Source organism: Campylobacter concisus (assembly GCF_003048535.1).
GTDB lineage: Bacteria > Campylobacterota > Campylobacteria > Campylobacterales > Campylobacteraceae > Campylobacter_A > Campylobacter_A concisus_S.
In genome coordinates this window covers 43551-63135 of sequence record NZ_PIRQ01000007.1, presented here as the reverse complement: position 1 = coordinate 63135, position 19585 = coordinate 43551, and the positions used below count along the sequence as shown (strand labels likewise).

Here is a 19585-nt window from a genome sequence, read left to right as displayed (position 1 = left end):
TAGATGATGAAATACAAAAAGTTGCTTTTTCCAATAGGAGCTGGAGACGATATCGAGCCAAGAATTTATGGTGCCCTAAAGGTTGCTCAGTGGTTTAACACACACATGGAAATTATGACTTGCCAGCTTGATCCAAGCGTAGTTTATAATATGAAAATGACGCTTCGTGGAGGAGTGCTTTTTGAAGAATTTTTAAAATCAGCTAAATCTGAACTAGCTGTCGAGCATGAAGAGAATGAGAAAATTTTTAATAAAATTTGTGCTGAGCTTGGCATAAAAGTAACTAGTGAAATCATTGAAGACGTTTGCACCGCAAATTTTACGATTCACAGTGGTAAAAGAAGCGCGATAGTGGAGCAAGAGAGTAAATTTTGCGACCTAGTAGTGGCTGCTGTGCCACTTGATGGAAAGATCACTGGAACATTTGAGTCAGCTGTTTTAAAAAGTGGTAAAAATGCGATTGTAATCCCTAGAAAAATGCGTGAGTTTAAAGCCGATAATATCCTTGTAAGCTGGACTGGTACGACGCAAAGCTCAAGGGCATTAACAGGCTCGATAGATCTTTTAAAAAAGGCGAAAAAGGTTCAGTGCATTACCTCAAAAGCAAGTCTTGGCGACAATGCCGAGCTAAATCTTAAAAAGCTTGAAGAGTACTTCAAAATTCATGGCATATCAGCCACATTTGAAGTAATCGCTACCACGATGATACCTGGCGAAGCGCTTTTAAAAGCGGCTATTGATAGAAATGCTGATCTAATCGTTGCTAGCAGATATGGTGAAAATGGTCTTATGGAAATGGTACTTGGTGGCACTTCGAGATTTTTCTTGGAACACACAAATATCCCAGTTTATCTATAATGGATTGCGGCTTAGTCCGCGATCTAATTTTTTTTCACTTTATAGATTTTAAAATTCCATTCACTCGCAAGAATTGACTACTGATTTTAAGTCTCGCAAAGCTTGCCACTCAAATCAGAGCCGAAATTACTCGTTCATGAAATTTTAAAATTTATTCAACACTTGCCTGATGATAAAGCGCATGCAGTGCACTAGCACATTTGCATGCACCTCTAACATTCGAGGGGATCGAAGGATCAAAGAGAGATAAGGAGACGGCTTTGCTTCGTAGGCTCGCAACTGCAAGCAGATCGTAACTTGAGTCCCCTTGCCTCCCTTTTGAATAAAAGAGTTTATAAATTTAAAGTTGGGATTTCAAAAATAGAAATTTACTATTTTCAAATTTTAAAACTTCACTCACTCACAAGAATTGACTACTGATTTTAAGTCTCGCAAAGCTTGCCACTAAAATCAGAGCCGAAATTACTCGTTCATAAAATTTTAAAATTTACAAGACCATAGTGCGTCAGATGGCAGCGTGCTTCGTTCTTAGCCACAGACTGAAAAATATCTAAATTTTAAAGCTCCCATTAAGTTTTCATCAAGCACCTTATTAGCCAAAATTTTGTAAAATCCACTCATTAAAAAAGGATAAAAAATGAGTGAAAATTCTAGCTTTACACACCTACATTTACACACCGAATACTCCCTACTTGACGGAGCGAACAAGATAAAAGAGCTAGCTCACGTGCTTCATGATAGAGGCGACACAGCAGCGGCGATTACTGATCACGGCAATATGTTTGGAGCGATAGATTTTTACAAGGCGATGAAAAAAGAGGGGATAAAACCGCTAATTGGCATCGAAGCTTACGTTCATAATGGCGAGCAGCTTGATGACAAGAGTACTAAACAGCGCTTTCACCTTATACTAATCGCCAAAAACGAGACTGGCTATAAAAATTTAATGTATCTTAGCTCTATGAGCTACATCGAGGGCTTTTACTACTATCCTCGTATAAATAAAAGAATTTTAAAAGAGCACAGCGAGGGCTTGGTTTGTAGCTCTGCTTGCTTGCAGGGCGAGGTGAGTTGGCATCTAAATTTAAGTGATCGCAATGTGAAATTTGGCGCAAAGGGCTATGAGAGAGCAAAAGAGGTCGCGCTTGAGTATAAAGAAATTTTTGGAGATGACTTTTATCTTGAGATCATGCGTCACGGCATCGGCGATCAAAAACGCATTGATGATGATATTTTACGCATCGCTAAAGAGACTGGCATAAAGGTTATCGCTACAAACGATACTCACTACACTTTTAAAGAGCGAGCTGACGCGCATGAGGTTTTTATGTGTATCGCGATGAACAAAACTTTAGATGATCCAAACCGACTTCGCCACAGCGTCCATGAGTTTTTTGTAAAAAGCAAAGAGCAGATGAGTGAGCTATTTTTAGATATCCCTGAAGTGATAGAAAACACCCAAGAGATCGTGGATAAGTGCAATCTTGAGATCAAGCTTGGCAACCCAACTCCGCCAAATTTTAAATTTACACTTGAGTATGCTAAAGAGAGAAATTTAACACTTCCAGAGCCTGAAAATAGATATAGCTTTAAAAATGATGCTGTATTTTTTGAATATGAATGTAGAAAGGGGCTTGAAGAGAGGCTAAAATTTGTCCCTGAAAATTTACATGACGAATACAAAAAGCGTCTTGAGATAGAGATTGGCATCATAAACAAAATGAATTTCCCAGGCTATATGATGATCGTTTGGGACTTCATAAATGAGGCTAAAAGTAGAGGTGTGCCAGTTGGTCCAGGACGTGGTTCTGCGGCTGGTAGCTTGGTCGCTTACTCGCTAAAGATCACTGACCTTGACCCGATCCCATACAACCTACTTTTTGAGAGATTTCTAAACCCGGAGCGTGTTAGTATGCCAGATATCGACGTGGATTTTTGTCAAAGTAGGCGTGGCGAAATAATTGACTATGTTACGCAAAAATATGGAAAATTTAACGTTGCTGGCGTTATTACATTTGGTAAATTGCTTGCAAAAGGTGTCATTAGAGATGTTGCTAGGGTTTGTGATATGCCTTACGCCGAAGCCGATGCGATGGCAAAGCTAATACCTGATGAACTTGGTATTACACTAAAAGATGCTTATGAAAAAGAGCCAAAGATAGCTGAGCTAATAAGTCAAAATCCAAAGGCAGCTAAAATTTGGAAATTTGCACTTGATCTTGAGGGGCTAAATAGAAACGCCGGCCAGCACGCAGCAGGTGTCGTTATCTCAAATGAGGAGCTATGGAATAAAACTCCGCTTTTTCGTCAGCCAAATAGCCCAGAAGATCGATATGTTACGCAGTATAGCCTTAAGTATCTTGAGGATGTGGATTTAATTAAATTTGACTTTCTTGGACTAAAAACACTAACGGTTATCGATAATGCCATAAAGCTGGTAAAACAACGAACTGGCAAGGATATCATTTGGGAGCAGATCGATAAAAACGATTCTAATGTTTATAAAATGATACAAAGCGGCCAAGCGATAGGAATTTTCCAAATCGAGGGCGAGGGCATGAGAAAGCTAGGAACTAGCTTGCGTCCAGACTGCTTCGAGGATATCGTCGCGATGCTAGCACTCTACCGACCAGGACCGATGGAAAGTGGTATGCTTGATGACTTTGTCAAAAGAAAACATGGCGAGGCGGAGATAACATACTCATTTAAAGAGCTTGAGCCAATCCTTGCGCCAACATACGGTGTAATCGTCTATCAAGAACAAGTTATGCAAATCGTTCAAGCCATAGGCGGCTTTAGCCTTGGCGGGGCGGACCTTGTACGCCGTGCGATGGGTAAAAAGATCAAAGAAGAGATGGACAGACTAAAGGGTGAGTTTGTAAAAGGAGCTGAGGCAAAAGGGCTAAATGGACAAAAAGCAGACGATCTTTTCGAGCTAATTGTAAAATTTGCAGGATATGGCTTTAATAAATCTCACTCCGCAGCTTACGCTTATGTTACCTTTCAAACAGCTTATCTTAAGGCCTATTACCCAGCTGAATTTATGGCTGCACTTCTTACAAGCGAGGAGAGCAACGTCGATAAGATCGTTCGCTATATCGATGAGATAAAGCGTATAAATATCGATACTTTGCCGCCATCTATCAACAAATCAACTAAAGAATTTAGCGTCGTTAAAAATGGCGATCATGACGGCATTATCTTTGGGCTTGGTGCGATTAAAGGTGTTGGCGGAGCGGCTATTGAAAACATTATCACTGAGCGTGAAGCAAATGGCGAGTTTAAGAGTATGGACGACTTTGTCTCAAGGATCGATCCATTTAAAGTAAATAAAAAGGTCTTTGAAAGCCTTATAAAAGCTGGTTGCTTTGATGAGTTTGGCTTTAGTCGCAAGATGCTTATGCAAAATGTAGAAAATATCATAGAAGCTTGCAAAAGTGCTGCTCAGATCCGTAAAAATGCAGTTGAGAGCTTGTTTGGCGAAGATGAGAGCATGAACGGTGTGAAGATAAATTTTGTCACGATAAATGATGAATTTGACATCAAACAAATTTTAAAATTTGAGCAAGAGAGCGTTGGTATCTACCTCTCAGGCCACCCGCTTGATGATTATAAAGACGAGATCAACAAGATAAAATATACTCTAAGCTCAGAATTTGAGAGTTTGCCACAAAGTGCTGAAATTTTAGTAGTTGGTAAGATCGAGGACTTTAGCACAAGGATAACCAAAAGTGGCAAGAAAATGGGCACTATAAACGTCCTTGATTTTCACGGAAATATCGAGATCGCAGTCTTTGAAAGAGAGCTTGGCAACATCGAAGATATAGTAAAAGATGAAGCAAAACGCGACCTGCCTTATGCTTTTAGGATAAATATCACAAAAGATGATCAATTTGTAAGGACAAATTTAAACGAGGTTTATAGCCTAGAAGATGCACAAAATTTAGACTTTAAGACAAGAAAGCTAAAACAAAACTCTAAATTTTCTAAAAATGAAGAGACGAGCGCCCCTCAAAAAGTAAGAGAGTATGCTGAGCTAGAGGTGCTTTTATGCCTTAGTGAGCTTAGCAAAGATAAGATAACTAGCCTTTATAATCTTGGCTATAACGAACATATAAAAAGTGGCACAAACAATGATAAACGTCTTGTTATTAAGATAAAAAATGAAAATACGGCTCAAATTTTTGTCTATAAGACAAAATTTGTTGTAAATGATAGCTTTAAAGAAAAAGCACTTCAAGCAATAGCTTGCTAAGGCCTGGAGAAGCGATGTTTTTAGATAAGCTTGGCGTAGATAAAAGTAACTGGAGCGAGCTTTTTAGCGCATGTGTTGGCAAAGCGACATTACTTCAAAAACGTGCATTTAAGCTACTTGTTGAAGGTAGCAACTGGCAGGTTGATTTTGATAGTGGCAAAATTTACTTTGATGGGCGTGAGTTTGACATGCAGTTTATTGGCTCTGAAAGCTTCTCGTCAAATACGTGGCTTTGGGGTTATGAAAATATAAATGGCTTTGATGAGCGGCTACTTGAGCTTGCAAATAAAGCACGTGCGTTTGGCGAGAAATTTGGACTTAGCGCGTTTAGTACGCCACGATTTGAGCTAGATGAAAATTTTAATGGTTATACGATTAGTATGGTTCTTTGCACCGCTTTTGATGAGCAAAATTATTATAGGATAGAGTACGAGGGCGGAGCGGCGTATGTGGCTTTTAGATCAGATGTGGTCTTTGAGGAGCCAGTGCTAGCAAATGAGCTTTTGAGCATAGTAAATGAGTGTTTAAGCACTTACGAGCTAGATCACAAAATCTTTATAAAAGGACTTTTACTAAGCTGTGATATGAAATTTAGCGAAAGTCCTAATGAAATTGCATCGGATAAATACGAGCTTAGCTTTAAATTTGACGAGCTAAATAGGCTCATAAATATTTCAAGTAAGCTTTAAAATTTAATACTCTTTACCACATCAGCGCCAAGTGCTAGCTTCATATGAAGAGAAAACATCTCGTGGTAAAAGTCGCCATTATGTCCTGGTATGTCATATGTTTGCGTAAGATCAAACGGCACGATAACTCTTGCTTTTTTGTTGTATTCATTGGCCCGTAGTTTAAGATAACTGACGCACTGATAAACGCACATATCAGTGCAATCTCCAGTAACAATAAAAGTGTCAATTTGTGGGTTTTGCTCTAAAAATTTCTCAAATTCTTTATTAAACGCAATGCTTAAAGAGTTTTTATAAAATGTCTTGAACTCTTTAAAAAAGCTTAGATTTTCTATCTCTTTTACGGTTTTTATCTCATTTGTATCAAGTATGGCATGTGGTAGAAAATTCTCAAATTCTTTTGAATCACTGGTGTGTCTATCTTCTATAAGGATAAAATTTCTAAAACCAAAATCTCTCCACGCTCTATCAAAGAGTGTCGCGATCCCATTTGATAAGGCGGCCACTCTTTGGCTAGCGAGCGCGCCACTGCCAGCAAATGCTTCTATCATATCAATACAGATAAATGCAACGTTTTTTGCTCCATTGTTTGAAATTTCTCTTAAATCAAGCGTTTGAAGAGATTTTTTAAAAGCCTCAAGTTCGTTTTGTATGTTCATTCTTTCTCCTTTATTGGTAAATTTATGCAAAATGTTTTTGGATTTAGTGTGATCTCGATACTGCCTTTGTGAGCCTCTATGATCTGCAAGCAAAGGTGCAGCCCAAGGCCATTTCCTTTTAGCTTGCTACTTTTAAATGGCTCAAAGACTATGGCTTTATCTTTGATAGGTTCGCCACTATCATAAACGATAAATTTATGCTCACTTGGTGTTTTTTCATAGCTTAAAATGATCTCTCCCTCATCATCATCGCTCTCTTCGATGGCATCAATGGCGTTAAATAAAATATTTTGAAAGACGATGGCTAGTAGATCAAGGTCGCCCATATATTTGCCATCTGGAAATTCTAGGCTAAATTTAATATCCTTTGAGTAGTCGTAAAAATTTATAGCCTCTTCGCATTCTTTTTTAAGCTGCGAAAAGTCAAAAATTTGTGCATTTATGTTAAGACCCTTTGTAAAAAGTAGAGTGGCTTTGATTATGCGTTCGACTCGCCATGTAGCTTTTTGTATTTGATTTACGATAGGCTGTATGCGCTCATCAGCTCTTTTAAGCAGTGTTGAAGCTAAAAGCGAGATAGAGCCTACTGGATTTCTGATCTCGTGGGCTAAGTGAGCTGCTACTTGACCCATCGAGGCAAGACGCTCGGTGCGTTTTTCTACTGTTATGTTTGTTGCAGAGATTATTAGTTTATTGTCTTTAGAGCTTGTTTTAAAAAGATAAATTTGCCCATCTACATTTATCTCGCCCTCTTTTTTTGGTATCTCTTTAAAAATTTTACCAAGTCTTACTGCTTCTGAGTTTTGTAAAAAAATCTCATCATTTTCATCTAACACCCAGATAGCATTTGGCAGAATTTCTACAATATCTTTAATGAAATTTTGCAAATTTGCGTAAGATAATGTTAAATTTTTATATTCGTTTTCTATCAGATAAGTCTGCTCTATCAGGCTTTTTAAGCCAGCTTGGATATCGTGTTCGTTCATTTTAAAAGTTCCTCAAAATCGCTAATTTCATAAAGCCTTAGCCTTTCATCCTTTAGATTTCTTAGCTCGCTACTAAATCCACTCTTTGAAAAAAGAGCAATAATATCTGGCCTGATATTTAGTTTTTCGCATTTTTTTAATAGTAAATTTAGCACGTTTTTACAAACCTTTCTCTCTTTGTATTTTGCCTCGCCGACTATGATCTTACCATCTATATTTAATAGCATATCAAGCTCTATATTCCTGCTCCAAAAGCTACTTAAAAATATGCCATTAATCAGAAATTTTTTTGCCATGAGCTCACCGCATAAAATTTCAAATCCAAGGCTTGCATATTCGTCAAATTCCTTTTTTATAATGGCTAAAATTTCATCATTTTTACCAGCTTTTAGCAAGCTTAAATTTGGCTCTATAAATCTAAACCAAAACCTTGAAAAATGGCTATTAAAATGTATTTTATCCTCAACTTTATAGCCCCTTTCTTCCTTTTTTAGCATTTGATTTTTTGATCTTTTTGGTAAAACTTCTCTACTTTTTTCAATCAGTAAAAAATTCTTTTCAAAAAGCTTTGCGTAAACTTTGCTAGCTAGGCTTTGAGGTAAAATTTTACGTACGTTAAATTTTTTTCTATCGCTTCGTGCAAGTTTTATGAGGGCAGATTTTATGGCATAGTTTGTATCGGATTCGAAGTAAAATTTTGGCATCAAGGCTAAGAAGTTGTTTAAAATTTCAGCCTCGATTGCTTCAAAAACATCATAATATGAGTGCTTTAAATCAAACTCATCAAAGACGAGATGAAATTTAATAAGTTCATTTATATCAAGGTGTTTCATTCGCTCAAATGTTGATTTTAAAGCTTTTATATTGGCTCCTTTATTTGGGCATTGTAGTATATTTTAGCTAAAGTAATCTATAATGCTACGCAAAAAACAAGGGTTGTGGTTTGGTAAATTTAGAGCATATTAGAGAAAATATAATTTTAAAAAATGGTGTTTATTATTTTGACTTTACAGCTTCAGGACTAGCTTATAAACCTATCGAAGATGAGATGGTAAAAATACTTCAAACATATGCAAATACGCACTCTATCAGCTCATCAAACGCCTATAAAACCGCTCAAATATACGAAGATTCAAGACGTGAATTAAAAAACTTACTAGGACTTGATGAGAGCTTTTATATTTTTGCTTGTGGCAATGGAGCTACCGGTGCGATAAAGAAATTTCAAGAAATTTTAGGAATTTATGCACCGCCAGCGCTCAAAAAAAGATATGCCCTAAAGCCAGATGAAAATTCTCCACTTGTGGTGCTTGGCCCTTATGAGCATCATTCAAATGAGATAAGCTTTAGGCAAGCACTTTGTGAGGTTGAGCGTATCAGGCTTGATAAAAATGGAGGGATCGACTTTAATCATTTGGAGCAAATTTTAAGGATAAATGTCGGTCGTGAGATCATCGCAACTTTTAGTGTGGCTTCAAATGTGACTGGGGTTTTGAGCGATTATAGAAAAATTTATACTCTTATAAAATCTTATGGTGGCATTGTGGCATTTGATGCTGCAAGTTTTAGCGCTTATGGAAACATTGACTGTGACTATTTTGATGCTCTTTTTCTATCGCCACATAAACTGCTCGGTGGAGTAGGGAGCTGTGGGCTTCTTGCTATAAAAAAAATACTGGCAAACTCAGATGAGCCGACATTTGCTGGCGGTGGAACGGTAAGTTATGTCAGCAAAAACTATGCTATATTTGTAAAAGATAGTGAACAGCTAGAAGAGGCCGGCACTCCGCCTATTTTAGGACTTATAAGGGCAAATTTGGCTTATAGGCTAAGAAATGAGATAGGATTTGGAACAATATATGAAAATGAGAGCGAGCTTGGAGAGTATTTGGAAAAAAGACTAGCAGAAATTCCTGAGCTTACTTGCTATCATCCAAATAATGCAAAGCGTTTGCCAATATTTTCTTTTAACGTGACTGGTGTTTCGCCTTATGAACTAGCTAAAGTTTTAAGCAAAGAATATGGCATTCAAACGCGTGCAGGATGTTCTTGTGCTGGGCCATATGGACATGATTTGCTTCATTTAAAAGAAGATGCACTATTTACCCATAAGCCAGGCTGGGTAAGGGCTGGACTCCACTATACGCATACACTACAAGACGTGGATTATTTAGTAGATGCATTAAAAAATAGCATTAAAAAGTATTCAAGTAGTTGGAAAGTCGATGATCCTTTTAGTGTTGATAAAATTTCAGGTTGTATGGGAGATAGATGAAAAATATATTAATCATTGCAGGAAGTGACAGCGTTGGCGGTGCTGGTGTGCAGGCTGATATTAAGACATGCGAGGCGTTTTCTTGCTACGCAGCGACAGCTATAACGGCTTTTACGGCACAAAATACAAATGGCGTTAGCAATATCTTTGCTACAAATGTTACAAATCTAAATGAACAAATCAAAATGGTAGACGAGGAGCTAAATATAGATGCTATCAAGGTTGGTATGCTTTTTAATAAAGAGCTTATATCTTGCGTTGGTACTTGGCTTGAAAAATTTCATAAGCAAGGCATCAAAATAGTAATAGATCCAGTTTGTGTAGCAAAATCAGGCTCAAAGCTTCTTGAGGATGACGCGATAACAAGCTTAAAAGAGCTTTTTAAATTTGCAGACATTATTACGCCAAATATCGATGAAGCTAAAGTTTTGGAGCTTGATAGCAAAAATTTGCCTTGCGATATGATCTTAAAGCGAAGCATGGTTGCAGAAATTTGCGAAGATACTCTTTTTAAAAAGAATGGTGACGTGCTTAAATTTAAAGAGCCACTAATACAACCAGAGATCATGCACGGGGCTGGATGTAGTTTTGCGAGTGCGCTGGCCTGCTTGCTGGCAAATGGACACACCAAAGAAGAGGCTATAAAACTAGCCAAAAAATACATTTTAAATGCTATTAAAAATGCAATTACGACAAAATTTGGCAAACGTCTACTAAATCATAAAGTTGGCATAAGTGATTGAAATTTACGCGATTAGCGACGATGTATTGATGCCTGAAAATTTAGCCTTGCAATACACTAAAGAAATTTTAGAGTGTGGGGTAAAATTTTTTCAATTTCGCTCTAAAAAAATACCCAAAGATGAGAGGCTAGCTGGTGAAATTTTCAACCTATGCGAAAAATTTGGAGCAAGATTTATCGTAAATGATGATATTTTATTTGCTGCTAATATCGGGGCAAAGTCCGTGCATTTGGGAAAAGATGATGCGAGCATAAAAGAGGCGTTTGAAATTTTAGGGGATGATGCTTACGTGGGAGTTAGCTGCTATGATAGCTTGGAGCTTGCCCTTAGGGCAAAACAAAATGGTGCTAGCTATGTGGCTTTTGGAGCTATGTTTAAAAGCTCAACAAAACCAAATGCTCCACTTTGCAAGGCTCAAACTGTATCACAAGCAAAAGAAATGGGAATGAATGTATGTGTCATAGGAGGCATAAATGCTAGCAACATTGCAAGTGTTGCTAGAGTAAAGCCAGACATGATCGCCTTAATATCTGCTATCTATAAAGATGGCACAATAAAGAAAAATATAGAAAATTTACAAAGAAATTTATTGCTTTAAAAGATACTTGTTTTGCAAGCTTTTTATGAAAATTTAATTATAATCCCTGCTTTAAATAAAAGGAAAACATTGCTAAATATCGATGAAGTAAGAAAAAATATCATTTTAAAAGAAGGTCTTTACTATTTTGATTACACGGCTTCAGGTCTTGCTTACAAGCCCATTGAAGATGAAATTTCAAAATTTTTAAAAACCTATGCCAATACTCACTCTGATAGCAGCTCAAGTGCGGTGCTAACTCAAAAAAGATATGAAAACGCAAGAGCTGAACTAAAGGAGCTTTTGGGTCTTGATGGAGAGCTTTTACCTTGTCGCAACTGGTCAAGGCGCAACGGCTGCGATAAAGAAATTTCAGGAGATAATGGGAATTTATATCTCACCAGCTACAAGAGGCTTGATCGGTGAAGCAAATTTAAGAAAATTAAACTTGCCATTAGCGATCATTGGCCCTTATGAGCATCACTCTGTTGAAGTTAGCCTAAGAGAAGGGCTTTGTGATATAAAACGTATAGAGCTTGATGAAAATAATGAGATAGATTATGCGATGCTTGAGAATACATTAAAGCAAAATGCAAAAAGAAAGATAATAGCTAGCTTTAGTGCTGCCTCAAACGTCACTGGCGTTAAAACTAATTATAAAAAAATTTATTCACTAATCAAAAAATACAATGGCATTTTAGCGCTTGATGTGGCCACTCTTAGTGCTTATGAAAATGTTGATTGCAGATATTTTGACGCACTGTTTCTCTCACCTCACAAGCTACTTGGCGGAGTTGGGAGTTGTGGGCTTTTGGCTATCAAAAAAGAGCTTTGTAAAAATTTGCCTACATTTGCAGCTGGAGGCACAGTCAAGTACGTAAGCAGGACATCGCATATTTTTACTAATGAAGTTGAAAATTTAGAAGAGGGCGGTACACCGCCGATAATGCAACTAATGCGTGCAAATTTAGCCTACAAGCTAAGAAATGAAACCGGACTTAATAATATCAAAGTAGCTGAATGTGAGCTAGGCGAGATGTTTTGCAAAGAGCTAGAAAAGATAGATGAGGTGATAAATTATTGCCCTGAAAATTTAGACAGATTACCTATTTTTGCATTTAATGTAAAAGGCATTTCGCCTTATGATTTTGCTGCTAGTTTAAGTAGCGAATTTGGCATCCAAACACGCGCAGGCTGTGATTGCGCTGGGCCGTATGGACATGATTTGCTTCATTTAAAAGATAATGCCATTTTTGACGAAAAGCCTGGCTGGGTACGTGTTAGCATTCACTACACGCATACAAAAGAGGATATAAAATATCTTATAAATGCCATAAAATCTTGCATCAAAAAGCACAAAGAAGGATAGAGCAAAAACTATATACTTGATACTTGCAGAGAAAATTTTAGAAGTGAATTTTTATAAAGCTATAAGTTCTATCAAATCTAAAAGTTAGCAAATTTTGCAAAATTCCAAAAAGCACCATAAATGTAACAAAGCTGCTTCCGCCGTAACTAAAAAATGGCAGTGGCACGCCTACAACTGGTGCAAAACCGATTGTCATCGAGACATTTACACCCACATAAACGAAAATAAGTGCAGCAATCCCCGTGGTGGTAACTTGTGTAAAATAGTCATTTTTTAGGCCGTAATTTAAACTTAAAAGATGTGTTATAAGTGCTCCATAAAGCCCAAGCAGAAACAATCCACCATAAAAGCCAAAACGCTCGATGTTGTAGGCAAAGATGAAGTCACTAGTGGCGATTGGTAAAAATTTAAAGTGCGTCTGCGTTGCTTCGTCCTTTGGCTTGCCCTTTAATCCGCCGCTACCTATGGCGATGATGCTTTGTTTGACGTGGTAGCTTGGCTCTTCGGCGATGAAGTCGTGAATCCTCTTTTTTTGATAGTCATGTAAATTTTCATACAAAACCGGCGCCAAAAAGCCTATGGCAAGGATGATGCAGATCCAAATTTTCTTATTTACGCCGATTACAAAAAGGATGGTGTAGCCAACTATCAAAAGTATGAGCGCGGTGCCAAGATCAGGCTCTTTCATGATGAGTGCAAATGGCAAAAGTATGTAAAAACTAAGTCTTAAAAAGTCTTTTAGCCCGTAACCATCGACCTCTGGCGGGCGCTGCTTAACTAGATAGGCTAGCATCAGCAAAAAGGCTGGCTTCATCAGCTCTGATGGCTGAAGTGTGAAGTGGACGAAGGGAATTTCTAGCCAGCGCCTAGCTCCTAGTTTGCTAACGCCAAAGAGATCAACGCTTAAAAGTAGTACGATGCAGACCCAGTAAAACATCGGAATGATCCAGTCGATACGCCTAATGGGCAGTAAAAATGCTACACAAAATGATGCAAAACCTATGCCAAAATATATAAGCTGTTTGTTTGCTAAAATGTCGTTTGCCTCGGAAACTAGGATGTATGAAATTATGATGATTGGGATTATTAAAAACGGCTGAATAAAATCAAAATGTGTTAAAATACGCCGATCTAGTTTTATCAAGAAGCAAACCTTAATTTTTGGGCTAGATTATATCACAAACAAGGCTTTGATTTTGGTTAAATTTAATGTTTTAAACAGCTCAAGACTCGACGTAGCAGTAGCACATGAGCTTCAAATTTCACGTAATCAAGCTTTAAATTTGATAAAAGACTCCCTTGTAAGCGTAAATTTAAAACCAGTTTCAAAACCAAGCTTTGCTCTAAGCGAAAATGATGAAGTTTGCGTAAATTTTGCTCCAAAAAAAGAGGTACAAAACGAGTACGAAGTAAATTTTGATATCCCTATCATCTATGAAGATGACGATCTCATAGTGCTAAACAAGCCCCCGCAAATCGTCGTTCACCAAGCTCCAAGCGTAAAAGAGGCGACACTTGTTGAGTGGCTAAATAAAAAAGGATTTATGCTCTCAAATTTAAATGGCGACGTAAGAGCTGGCATCGTCCACCGACTAGATAAAGGTACTAGTGGCGCTATCGTAGTTGCTAAAAACAACTTTGCCCACGCAAAACTTAGTGAGCAGCTAAGTGATAAAAGCATGGGGCGAATTTATCTAGCGCTAACCGACCTGCCTCTAAAAGAGGACATCATCATAGAAAAGCCAATCGGAAGAAACCCAAACAACCGCCTAAAAAAGGCGATTGTCGCAGATGCTAAATTTGCAAAAAGTGCCTTTGTAAATTTGCTAAGCGAAGGCGGAGTAAATTTGATAGCAGCAAAACTTTTTACGGGTAGGACTCATCAGATAAGAGTGCACCTATCTAGCATAAACCGCCATATTTTAGGCGATGATTTATACGGATTTAAGAGCCAAGGCGATAAAATAAGCAGGGTCATGCTTCACGCTTATATGCTTTATTTTATCCATCCAAGAACTGGCAAAAGGGTGGAATTTATCGCAAAAACGTATGATGACTTTAATCAAATAATTTACAAAAAAATTCCCAAGGAGATTTTTGATGAAAAAATTTGCCCTACGCATATTGACACCATTTTTGGCAGCTTTCTTAGCGGGATGCGGCTCTAACGTACCGACTCAGCAAAGTATGTCACTGCCTACGATTACAAGTTTAAAAACTATTTCAGATATGACAGAAGTTGGCTTCGAGTGGAACCCAGTGACCGATGAGAGCGTCGTTGGATACTATCTCTACCGCTCAAATCCAAATGATGCGAACTCAAAAATGCAGCTAGTTGCAGACATCAAAGACCGCTTTGCTACGCACTATGTGGACCGCAATCTAGCTCCAGAGACAACCTACTCATACCAAATGAGAACCTACTCAAGTAACGCCATCTCTCAACTGGGCACGATCGCAACAGCAACTACAAAGCCACTGCTTGACTCAGTACCATTTTCGCAAGCTATCACAGGGCTTCCAGGACGTGTAAAAGTGATCTGGAGACCACATCCTGATAGCACCGTGGCAAGCTATATTATTCAAAGAAGTGATGCAGGAGCTAATAAATTTAGCCAAATCGTAGAGGTAAATGGCAGACTAAATGCTGAATATATCGACACTGAGGTAAAACCTGGCAAGTCTTATGAGTATAGAATTTTAGTTAAAACTTCTTCAGGTGTTGTCTCAAAACCAAGCCAAAATATCAGTGCAACGACAAAGGAGTTACCCTAAATCAGTAACGAATCTTCAGGCAACAAAGAATGCACCAAAAAAGATAATCCTAACGTGGGATTATATACCGGCTGAGGATTTTTCGTACTATAAGGTTTATAGAACAACTAGTAAATTTTTGCCTTACACATATCTAGCAAAAACTACTAGCAACACCTATGAGGATCTTATAAACACAAATGCGGCAACAAGGTATTATAGAGTTACGGCTGTCGATAAAGATGGCCTTGAGAGTCTAAAACAAGAAGAGCCAATCGTTGGTAGCACGCTTGGTGCTCCAAAGACTCCAAATATTAGTGCGAAATATGATGGAAGTGGCGTAAATGTAAGCTGGAGCGTAGTAGATAGAGCTAGTTCGTACACGGTTTATAGAAGCGGTGCAAGCGAGAAAATTTTTAGCGGAATAAGCGAAAATAGTTTACGTGATAATAGTGTGCAAGCAGGTGCCAGCTACTCTTACAGCGTCGTAGCCATCGATGAATACGGAATCGCTTCTGATAAGTCATCAAAAGCAGAAGTTAGCATAAAATAATGCCAAATTTTATAACTTCATCTTTAAAAGATATGTCATTTCCTTTGGGAAATGACAAGGTCAAATTTTTTTGGCAGGCAAATGGACGAAACGAGAGGCTCATCTACACAAAAAATGAAGAAGAGAGTTTTTTTCTAGTTGTAAAACCCGGTAAAAATGGCATCGTCGTAAAAGGTGAAAAGCTTACAAAGCCAGCTAAAGTTGGTCTTTTGCAAGAGGCACTGGAGCTTTTTAAAGAGCAAAATTGCAATGATGTAATCAGCCAAGCATTTGCTGTAAAAAAGACAAATTTGACCAAAAAAGTGAGCGAAATTTTAAGCCTTGAAGAGTTTGTGCCAGCATTTTGCGAGCTAAAAGATAAATTTGATCAAATTTTTATAGAGATCGGCTTTGGTTCTGGCAGACACTTGCTTTATCAGGCTAAAAACAATCCAAATGCTTTGGTTATAGGCATTGAAGTCTATAAACCAAGTATCGAGCAAGTGGCAAAGCTAGCCAAGGCAAATGACCTAGAAAATGTTCGTCTAATCAATACAGACGCAAGGCTTTTACTCTCTCTTGTTGGCTCAAATTTAGTTGATAGAGTCTTTTTGCATTTTCCAGTGCCATGGGATAAAGCAGAGCATAGACGTGTGGTCTCATCGGCGTTTGCACTTGAGTGCGAGAGGATACTAAAAGTAGGCGGTAAATTTGAGTTAAGGACTGATAGCAAGGAGTATTGCGACTTTAGTTTGAGTAAATTTTTAGAGCCCACAAACTCAAAAATAGAAGCTTTTAAAAATAGAAATTTAGAGGTAACTAGCAAGTATGAAGACCGCTGGAGACGCCAAGATAAGGATATTTACGATGTCATTTATACTTGTGAGGTTGAAAGTGGCGAGAGCCTTTTGGCTGGGGATTTTAGCTTTAAGGAAAAGACAAATGTAAAAAATATCATTAAAAATTTTAAAAATTTCATCATAAAAAAAGAAGATTATTTTTTACATTTTGAAGAAATTTACACCATAAGTGAGGGTGAAATTTTACTAAAAGTCGCCTTTGGAGCGTTTAACAAACCTGAGCAATGTTTTATCAAAATAAGCGATGAAAAAAGCGAATATTTTATAAAAAAACCGATCTTAATTCGTGAGAATTTAGCTGCACACGAGCTTTTGAAGGAGTATTTGGCTGATGCAAGAGATAATTAGTGCAAGGAATTTGAGCCTAGCTTATGAACGCGATGAAATCGTAATTAATAGCATCAATTTAGATATTTATGCAAATGATTTTGTCTTTATCACAGGCAAGAGCGGAAGTGGAAAAAGCACGCTTTTAAAATCATTTTATGGAGAAATTTCACCTCTTGCTGGAGAGCTAAATGTCTGCATGACGCAAATGGACGACATCGATGATAAAAGACTTTGTGAGCTTAGGCAGCGAGTTGGCATTATATTTCAAAATTATCGCTTGATAAATGAATGGAATGTGGAAAGAAACGTCATGTTGCCACTTATCATCAAAGGCATCAATCAAAATGTGAGTAAAAAGCAAGTAGCAAAGCTTTTAAAGCATGTAAATATGCTTCATAAAGCTGACAAATATCCAATGGAGCTAAGTGGTGGTGAGCAGCAAAGAGTAGCGATGGCAAGGGCTCTAGCGCACAATCCAAATTTGCTCTTATGCGACGAGCCAACTGGAAATTTAGACGAATACTCAAGCGACGTCATCTGGTCACTTTTAAAATCAGCTAGGGAATTTTTAGGTACGAGCGTGGTAGTTGTCACGCACCATATCCCATCGACGCTTCGTATCCCATACCGTCACTTTGTCATAGAAAATGGAGGCGTGCATGAGATCGCTTAAGAATCATCTTGGATTTATCTTGCCGCTGATCGCGCTTTTATTTTCCGTGCAGTTTAGTCTAACTGCTGATAAGGTTGTGAGAGATTATGAAAGACTCATGGGAAATGACTACAACATCGTCATAGTTTCAAACAAAGAGCTAAGCGAACCTGTGCTAAAGCCAGTGGTTAGCACACTAGCTAGCGTCGAGCCACTAAGTCCGCAAAAAATAATCGACCGTCTCTCAAATGACATCTCTGCTAAAAATTTGTCCATACTGCAAAATGCGCTACCTAAATTTTACTCACTAAAACTTAGCGAATTTCCGACACCGCAGTACATGGATGAGCTAAAGCAAAAACTTTTAAAATTTGATGGCATCACAAAGGTTGAGACATTTTCAAAGACTCACGATAAGGTCTTTAAAATACTAAATTTAGCCAAAAGTATATCGTATGCTTTTATGGCGATACTTTGTGTTGTTGGGCTTATGCTTATGCTAAAGCAGGCTAAAATTTGGCTATTTGAGCATAGGGAGCGCATCGAGATCATGACGCTTTTTGGAGCACCTTTTTGGCTAAAATCAGCCATGCTTTATAAATCAGCTATGGTTGATAGCCTAGTTGCTACCATTGCAGTCGGTGCATTTTTCTTTTTCTTGCCCAGCATTGAAATTTTTAGAGAAAATGCCGCAAGCATCGATGTAGTATTGCCTAGCCTTGATCCCTCAAGGGATATTTTTATTTTATTTGGCGTGGCTATGTTTTTAAGCATTTTTGCTGTTAGTTTGGTGATGAGTAAGGCTAGAAAAAGCACGATATGAGAAAAGGAATTTTTATATTTTTGCTAGCTTTTAGCTTAGCTTTTGCATCAAACACCAAAGAGAAGATAAAAGACTCCAAAAACTCGCTAAGATCGAGTCAGGCGATGAGTGAGCAGCTTAGCAAAAAGCTAGATGATTTGGCCGGTGATATCGTAAATGGTGAAAAAAAACTTCGTGGTATAAGTGGTGATATCACAAATTTAAAGGGTCAAATTTCAGTCCTTGAAACAAATGCTTCAAAGGCACTTATTGAACTTGATGATCTAACAAAACAAAACAAAGAGCTAGAACGCACACAAAAAGAGCTTGAGCAAAATATGATAAGGATCATAGCGGAAGATCTCTCGTTTGATCTTTTGATGTCTGCAACTGAGGGCAAGCAAAGCAAGGAAAGTATCATCTCATCTCAAATTTTAACCAAACTAAATGCTATTACAAAAGAGGATTTTAAAAGACTTAGCCAGAATTATGAAGATACGATTGAGAAGATAAAAAATAAATCAAACAAAATAAACGAGATAAACTCGAGCATCAAAAACTATAGACGCAAGCAAAGTGACTTGCAAAATTTAGAAAGTACGCAAAAAAATACTATAAATGGGCTCAAGAGAGATAAGGAAATTTATAGTAAAAAGCTAGCCAAGCTTCAAGCCCAGCAAGATGAGCTAAGAAAGACGCTAGAACAGCTTGCTATCATGCAAAAACAAGAAGATGAAGCCGCACGTGCTGCTAGAGAAAAACAAGAAAAAGCAACTGCAAGCAAAGGTGGTAAAAAAGGCGAAAAAAGCCAACCAATGGGTGGAGGCTATCAAACAAGCTCAGTCAAAAAATATTCAGGTGCAAAGACAATCGCTCCTCTTGATAGCTACACTGTAAAACAAAAATTTGGAAATTACGTAGACCCAATATATAACATCAAAATTTTTAATGAGTCAGTCACGCTTCGCTCAACCACGCCAGATGCCAAGGTCAAAAGCGTGCTAAATGGCAAAGTAGTCTTTGCAAAAGCGACACCAATGCTTGAAAACGTTGTCATAATTGAAAACGAAAATGGCATCCACACAATCTACGCTCACCTAAGTCAGATCGCACCGACGGTTAAAGTAGGCTCAGTCGTACAAAAAGGCTACGTTATAGGTCGAGTTAGAAACGATCTAACCTTTGAAGTGACGCAAAGAAACTACCACATCGATCCACTTGAGATGATCTCAAAATAGCCACTT

General features: G+C 37.8%; 17 protein-coding genes and 1 pseudogene. 14 read left to right on the top strand and 4 right to left on the bottom strand.

Translation table 11 applies throughout. From position 1 onward, the window contains the following. Positions 1–6: 6 nt before the first annotated feature. The 3 genes from CVS93_RS07435 (at position 7) to CVS93_RS07420 (ending at position 5802) form a co-directional block, all read left to right on the top strand. Entirely contained in the window at positions 7–858 is an 852-nt protein-coding gene (locus CVS93_RS07435; RefSeq protein WP_021091781.1) for a universal stress protein, read from the top strand. Between the two features lie 637 nt (positions 859–1495). After that, positions 1496–5113, top strand: coding sequence for a DNA polymerase III subunit alpha (gene dnaE, locus CVS93_RS07425; RefSeq protein ID WP_107687150.1), 3618 nt, complete (start codon positions 1496–1498; stop codon positions 5111–5113). A 14-nt stretch (positions 5114–5127) separates the two neighbouring features. Continuing rightward, positions 5128–5802, top strand: coding sequence for a DUF6882 domain-containing protein (locus tag CVS93_RS07420; RefSeq protein ID WP_107687206.1), 675 nt, complete (start codon positions 5128–5130; stop codon positions 5800–5802). Here the strand turns inward: CVS93_RS07420 and CVS93_RS07415 are convergent. Genes CVS93_RS07415 through CVS93_RS07405 form a run of 3 tightly spaced genes read right to left on the bottom strand, consistent with a single transcriptional unit; the run spans position 5799 to position 8280 of the window. Beyond that, a complete protein-coding gene (locus tag CVS93_RS07415; RefSeq protein ID WP_107687149.1) occupies positions 5799–6461 on the bottom strand; it encodes a cysteine hydrolase family protein in 663 nt (220 codons plus the stop codon). The two genes, CVS93_RS07420 and CVS93_RS07415, sit on opposite strands and share 4 nt — an antisense overlap. Then, entirely contained in the window at positions 6458–7447 is a 990-nt protein-coding gene (locus tag CVS93_RS07410; protein ID WP_107687148.1) for a sensor histidine kinase, read from the bottom strand. The genes CVS93_RS07415 and CVS93_RS07410 overlap by 4 nt, the downstream gene beginning before the upstream one ends. After that, positions 7444–8280 carry a DUF234 domain-containing protein gene (locus CVS93_RS07405; protein ID WP_107687147.1) on the bottom strand — a complete coding sequence of 279 codons (837 nt, stop codon included), beginning with the start codon at positions 8278–8280 and terminating at the stop codon, positions 7444–7446. The genes CVS93_RS07410 and CVS93_RS07405 overlap by 4 nt, the downstream gene beginning before the upstream one ends. 110 nt (positions 8281–8390) lie before the next feature. Here CVS93_RS07405 and CVS93_RS07400 point away from each other — a divergent pair, with 110 nt between their 5' ends. The 4 genes and pseudogenes from CVS93_RS07400 (at position 8391) to CVS93_RS07385 (ending at position 12411) form a co-directional block, all read left to right on the top strand. Continuing rightward, on the top strand, positions 8391–9722 hold the full coding sequence (locus CVS93_RS07400) for an aminotransferase class V-fold PLP-dependent enzyme (RefSeq protein ID WP_107687146.1): 1332 nt from the start codon (positions 8391–8393) through the stop codon (positions 9720–9722). Next, entirely contained in the window at positions 9719–10465 is a 747-nt protein-coding gene (locus CVS93_RS07395; protein ID WP_107687145.1) for a hydroxymethylpyrimidine/phosphomethylpyrimidine kinase, read from the top strand. Before CVS93_RS07400 ends, CVS93_RS07395 begins: the two co-directional genes overlap by 4 nt. Then, positions 10458–11063 (top strand): thiamine phosphate synthase, encoded by a 606-nt coding sequence (thiE, locus tag CVS93_RS07390; protein ID WP_107687144.1) that lies wholly within the window; start codon positions 10458–10460, stop codon positions 11061–11063. The genes CVS93_RS07395 and thiE overlap by 8 nt, the downstream gene beginning before the upstream one ends. Before the next feature lie 69 nt (positions 11064–11132). Continuing rightward, a pseudogene (locus CVS93_RS07385) lies at positions 11133–12411 on the top strand (aminotransferase class V-fold PLP-dependent enzyme). 37 nt (positions 12412–12448) lie between these two features. Here CVS93_RS07385 and CVS93_RS07380 read toward each other — a convergent pair. Beyond that, complete coding sequence (locus tag CVS93_RS07380; RefSeq protein ID WP_107687143.1) at positions 12449–13555, bottom strand: FtsW/RodA/SpoVE family cell cycle protein; 1107 nt, start codon at positions 13553–13555, stop codon at positions 12449–12451. A 52-nt stretch (positions 13556–13607) separates the two neighbouring features. Between CVS93_RS07380 and CVS93_RS07375 the strand changes: the two genes are divergently transcribed. From CVS93_RS07375 to CVS93_RS07345, 7 genes are read left to right on the top strand one after another with little or no spacing between them, the layout of a single operon-like run. Beyond that, positions 13608–14579, top strand: coding sequence for an RluA family pseudouridine synthase (locus tag CVS93_RS07375; protein ID WP_107687142.1), 972 nt, complete (start codon positions 13608–13610; stop codon positions 14577–14579). Then, positions 14512–15186 carry a fibronectin type III domain-containing protein gene (locus CVS93_RS07370; protein ID WP_199907248.1) on the top strand — a complete coding sequence of 225 codons (675 nt, stop codon included), beginning with the start codon at positions 14512–14514 and terminating at the stop codon, positions 15184–15186. The genes CVS93_RS07375 and CVS93_RS07370 overlap by 68 nt, the downstream gene beginning before the upstream one ends. Beyond that, positions 15161–15718: a fibronectin type III domain-containing protein gene (locus tag CVS93_RS07365; RefSeq protein WP_234400110.1), complete on the top strand. Its 558-nt coding sequence runs from the start codon at positions 15161–15163 to the stop codon at positions 15716–15718. Before CVS93_RS07370 ends, CVS93_RS07365 begins: the two co-directional genes overlap by 26 nt. Further along, positions 15718–16905 (top strand): tRNA (guanosine(46)-N7)-methyltransferase TrmB, encoded by a 1188-nt coding sequence (gene trmB, locus CVS93_RS07360; RefSeq protein ID WP_107687140.1) that lies wholly within the window; start codon positions 15718–15720, stop codon positions 16903–16905. Before CVS93_RS07365 ends, trmB begins: the two co-directional genes overlap by 1 nt. After that, a complete protein-coding gene (locus CVS93_RS07355; RefSeq protein WP_107687139.1) occupies positions 16889–17560 on the top strand; it encodes a cell division ATP-binding protein FtsE in 672 nt (223 codons plus the stop codon). The genes trmB and CVS93_RS07355 overlap by 17 nt, the downstream gene beginning before the upstream one ends. Beyond that, complete coding sequence (locus CVS93_RS07350; RefSeq protein WP_107687138.1) at positions 17547–18362, top strand: cell division protein FtsX; 816 nt, start codon at positions 17547–17549, stop codon at positions 18360–18362. Before CVS93_RS07355 ends, CVS93_RS07350 begins: the two co-directional genes overlap by 14 nt. Continuing rightward, positions 18359–19579, top strand: a complete 1221-nt coding sequence (locus tag CVS93_RS07345; protein ID WP_107687137.1) for a murein hydrolase activator EnvC family protein — start codon at positions 18359–18361, stop codon at positions 19577–19579. Before CVS93_RS07350 ends, CVS93_RS07345 begins: the two co-directional genes overlap by 4 nt. The last annotated feature ends 6 nt before the right edge of the window (positions 19580–19585 follow it).

Excerpts from the sequence above, each read along its gene's own strand:
- CVS93_RS07435 (WP_021091781.1), top strand. The coding sequence starts at position 7 with ATGAAATACAAAAAGTTGCTTTTTCCAATAGGAGCTGGAGACGATATC.
- dnaE (WP_107687150.1), top strand. The coding sequence starts at position 1,496 with ATGAGTGAAAATTCTAGCTTTACACACCTACATTTACACACCGAATAC.
- CVS93_RS07420 (WP_107687206.1), top strand. The coding sequence starts at position 5,128 with ATGTTTTTAGATAAGCTTGGCGTAGATAAAAGTAACTGGAGCGAGCTT.
- CVS93_RS07415 (WP_107687149.1), bottom strand. The coding sequence starts at position 6,461 with ATGAACATACAAAACGAACTTGAGGCTTTTAAAAAATCTCTTCAAACG.
- CVS93_RS07410 (WP_107687148.1), bottom strand. The coding sequence starts at position 7,447 with ATGAACGAACACGATATCCAAGCTGGCTTAAAAAGCCTGATAGAGCAG.
- CVS93_RS07405 (WP_107687147.1), bottom strand. The coding sequence starts at position 8,280 with ATGAAACACCTTGATATAAATGAACTTATTAAATTTCATCTCGTCTTT.
- CVS93_RS07395 (WP_107687145.1), top strand. The coding sequence starts at position 9,719 with ATGAAAAATATATTAATCATTGCAGGAAGTGACAGCGTTGGCGGTGCT.
- CVS93_RS07370 (WP_199907248.1), top strand. The coding sequence starts at position 14,512 with ATGAAAAAATTTGCCCTACGCATATTGACACCATTTTTGGCAGCTTTC.
- trmB (WP_107687140.1), top strand. The coding sequence starts at position 15,718 with ATGCCAAATTTTATAACTTCATCTTTAAAAGATATGTCATTTCCTTTG.
- CVS93_RS07355 (WP_107687139.1), top strand. The coding sequence starts at position 16,889 with ATGCAAGAGATAATTAGTGCAAGGAATTTGAGCCTAGCTTATGAACGC.
- CVS93_RS07350 (WP_107687138.1), top strand. The coding sequence starts at position 17,547 with ATGAGATCGCTTAAGAATCATCTTGGATTTATCTTGCCGCTGATCGCG.
- CVS93_RS07345 (WP_107687137.1), top strand. The coding sequence starts at position 18,359 with ATGAGAAAAGGAATTTTTATATTTTTGCTAGCTTTTAGCTTAGCTTTT.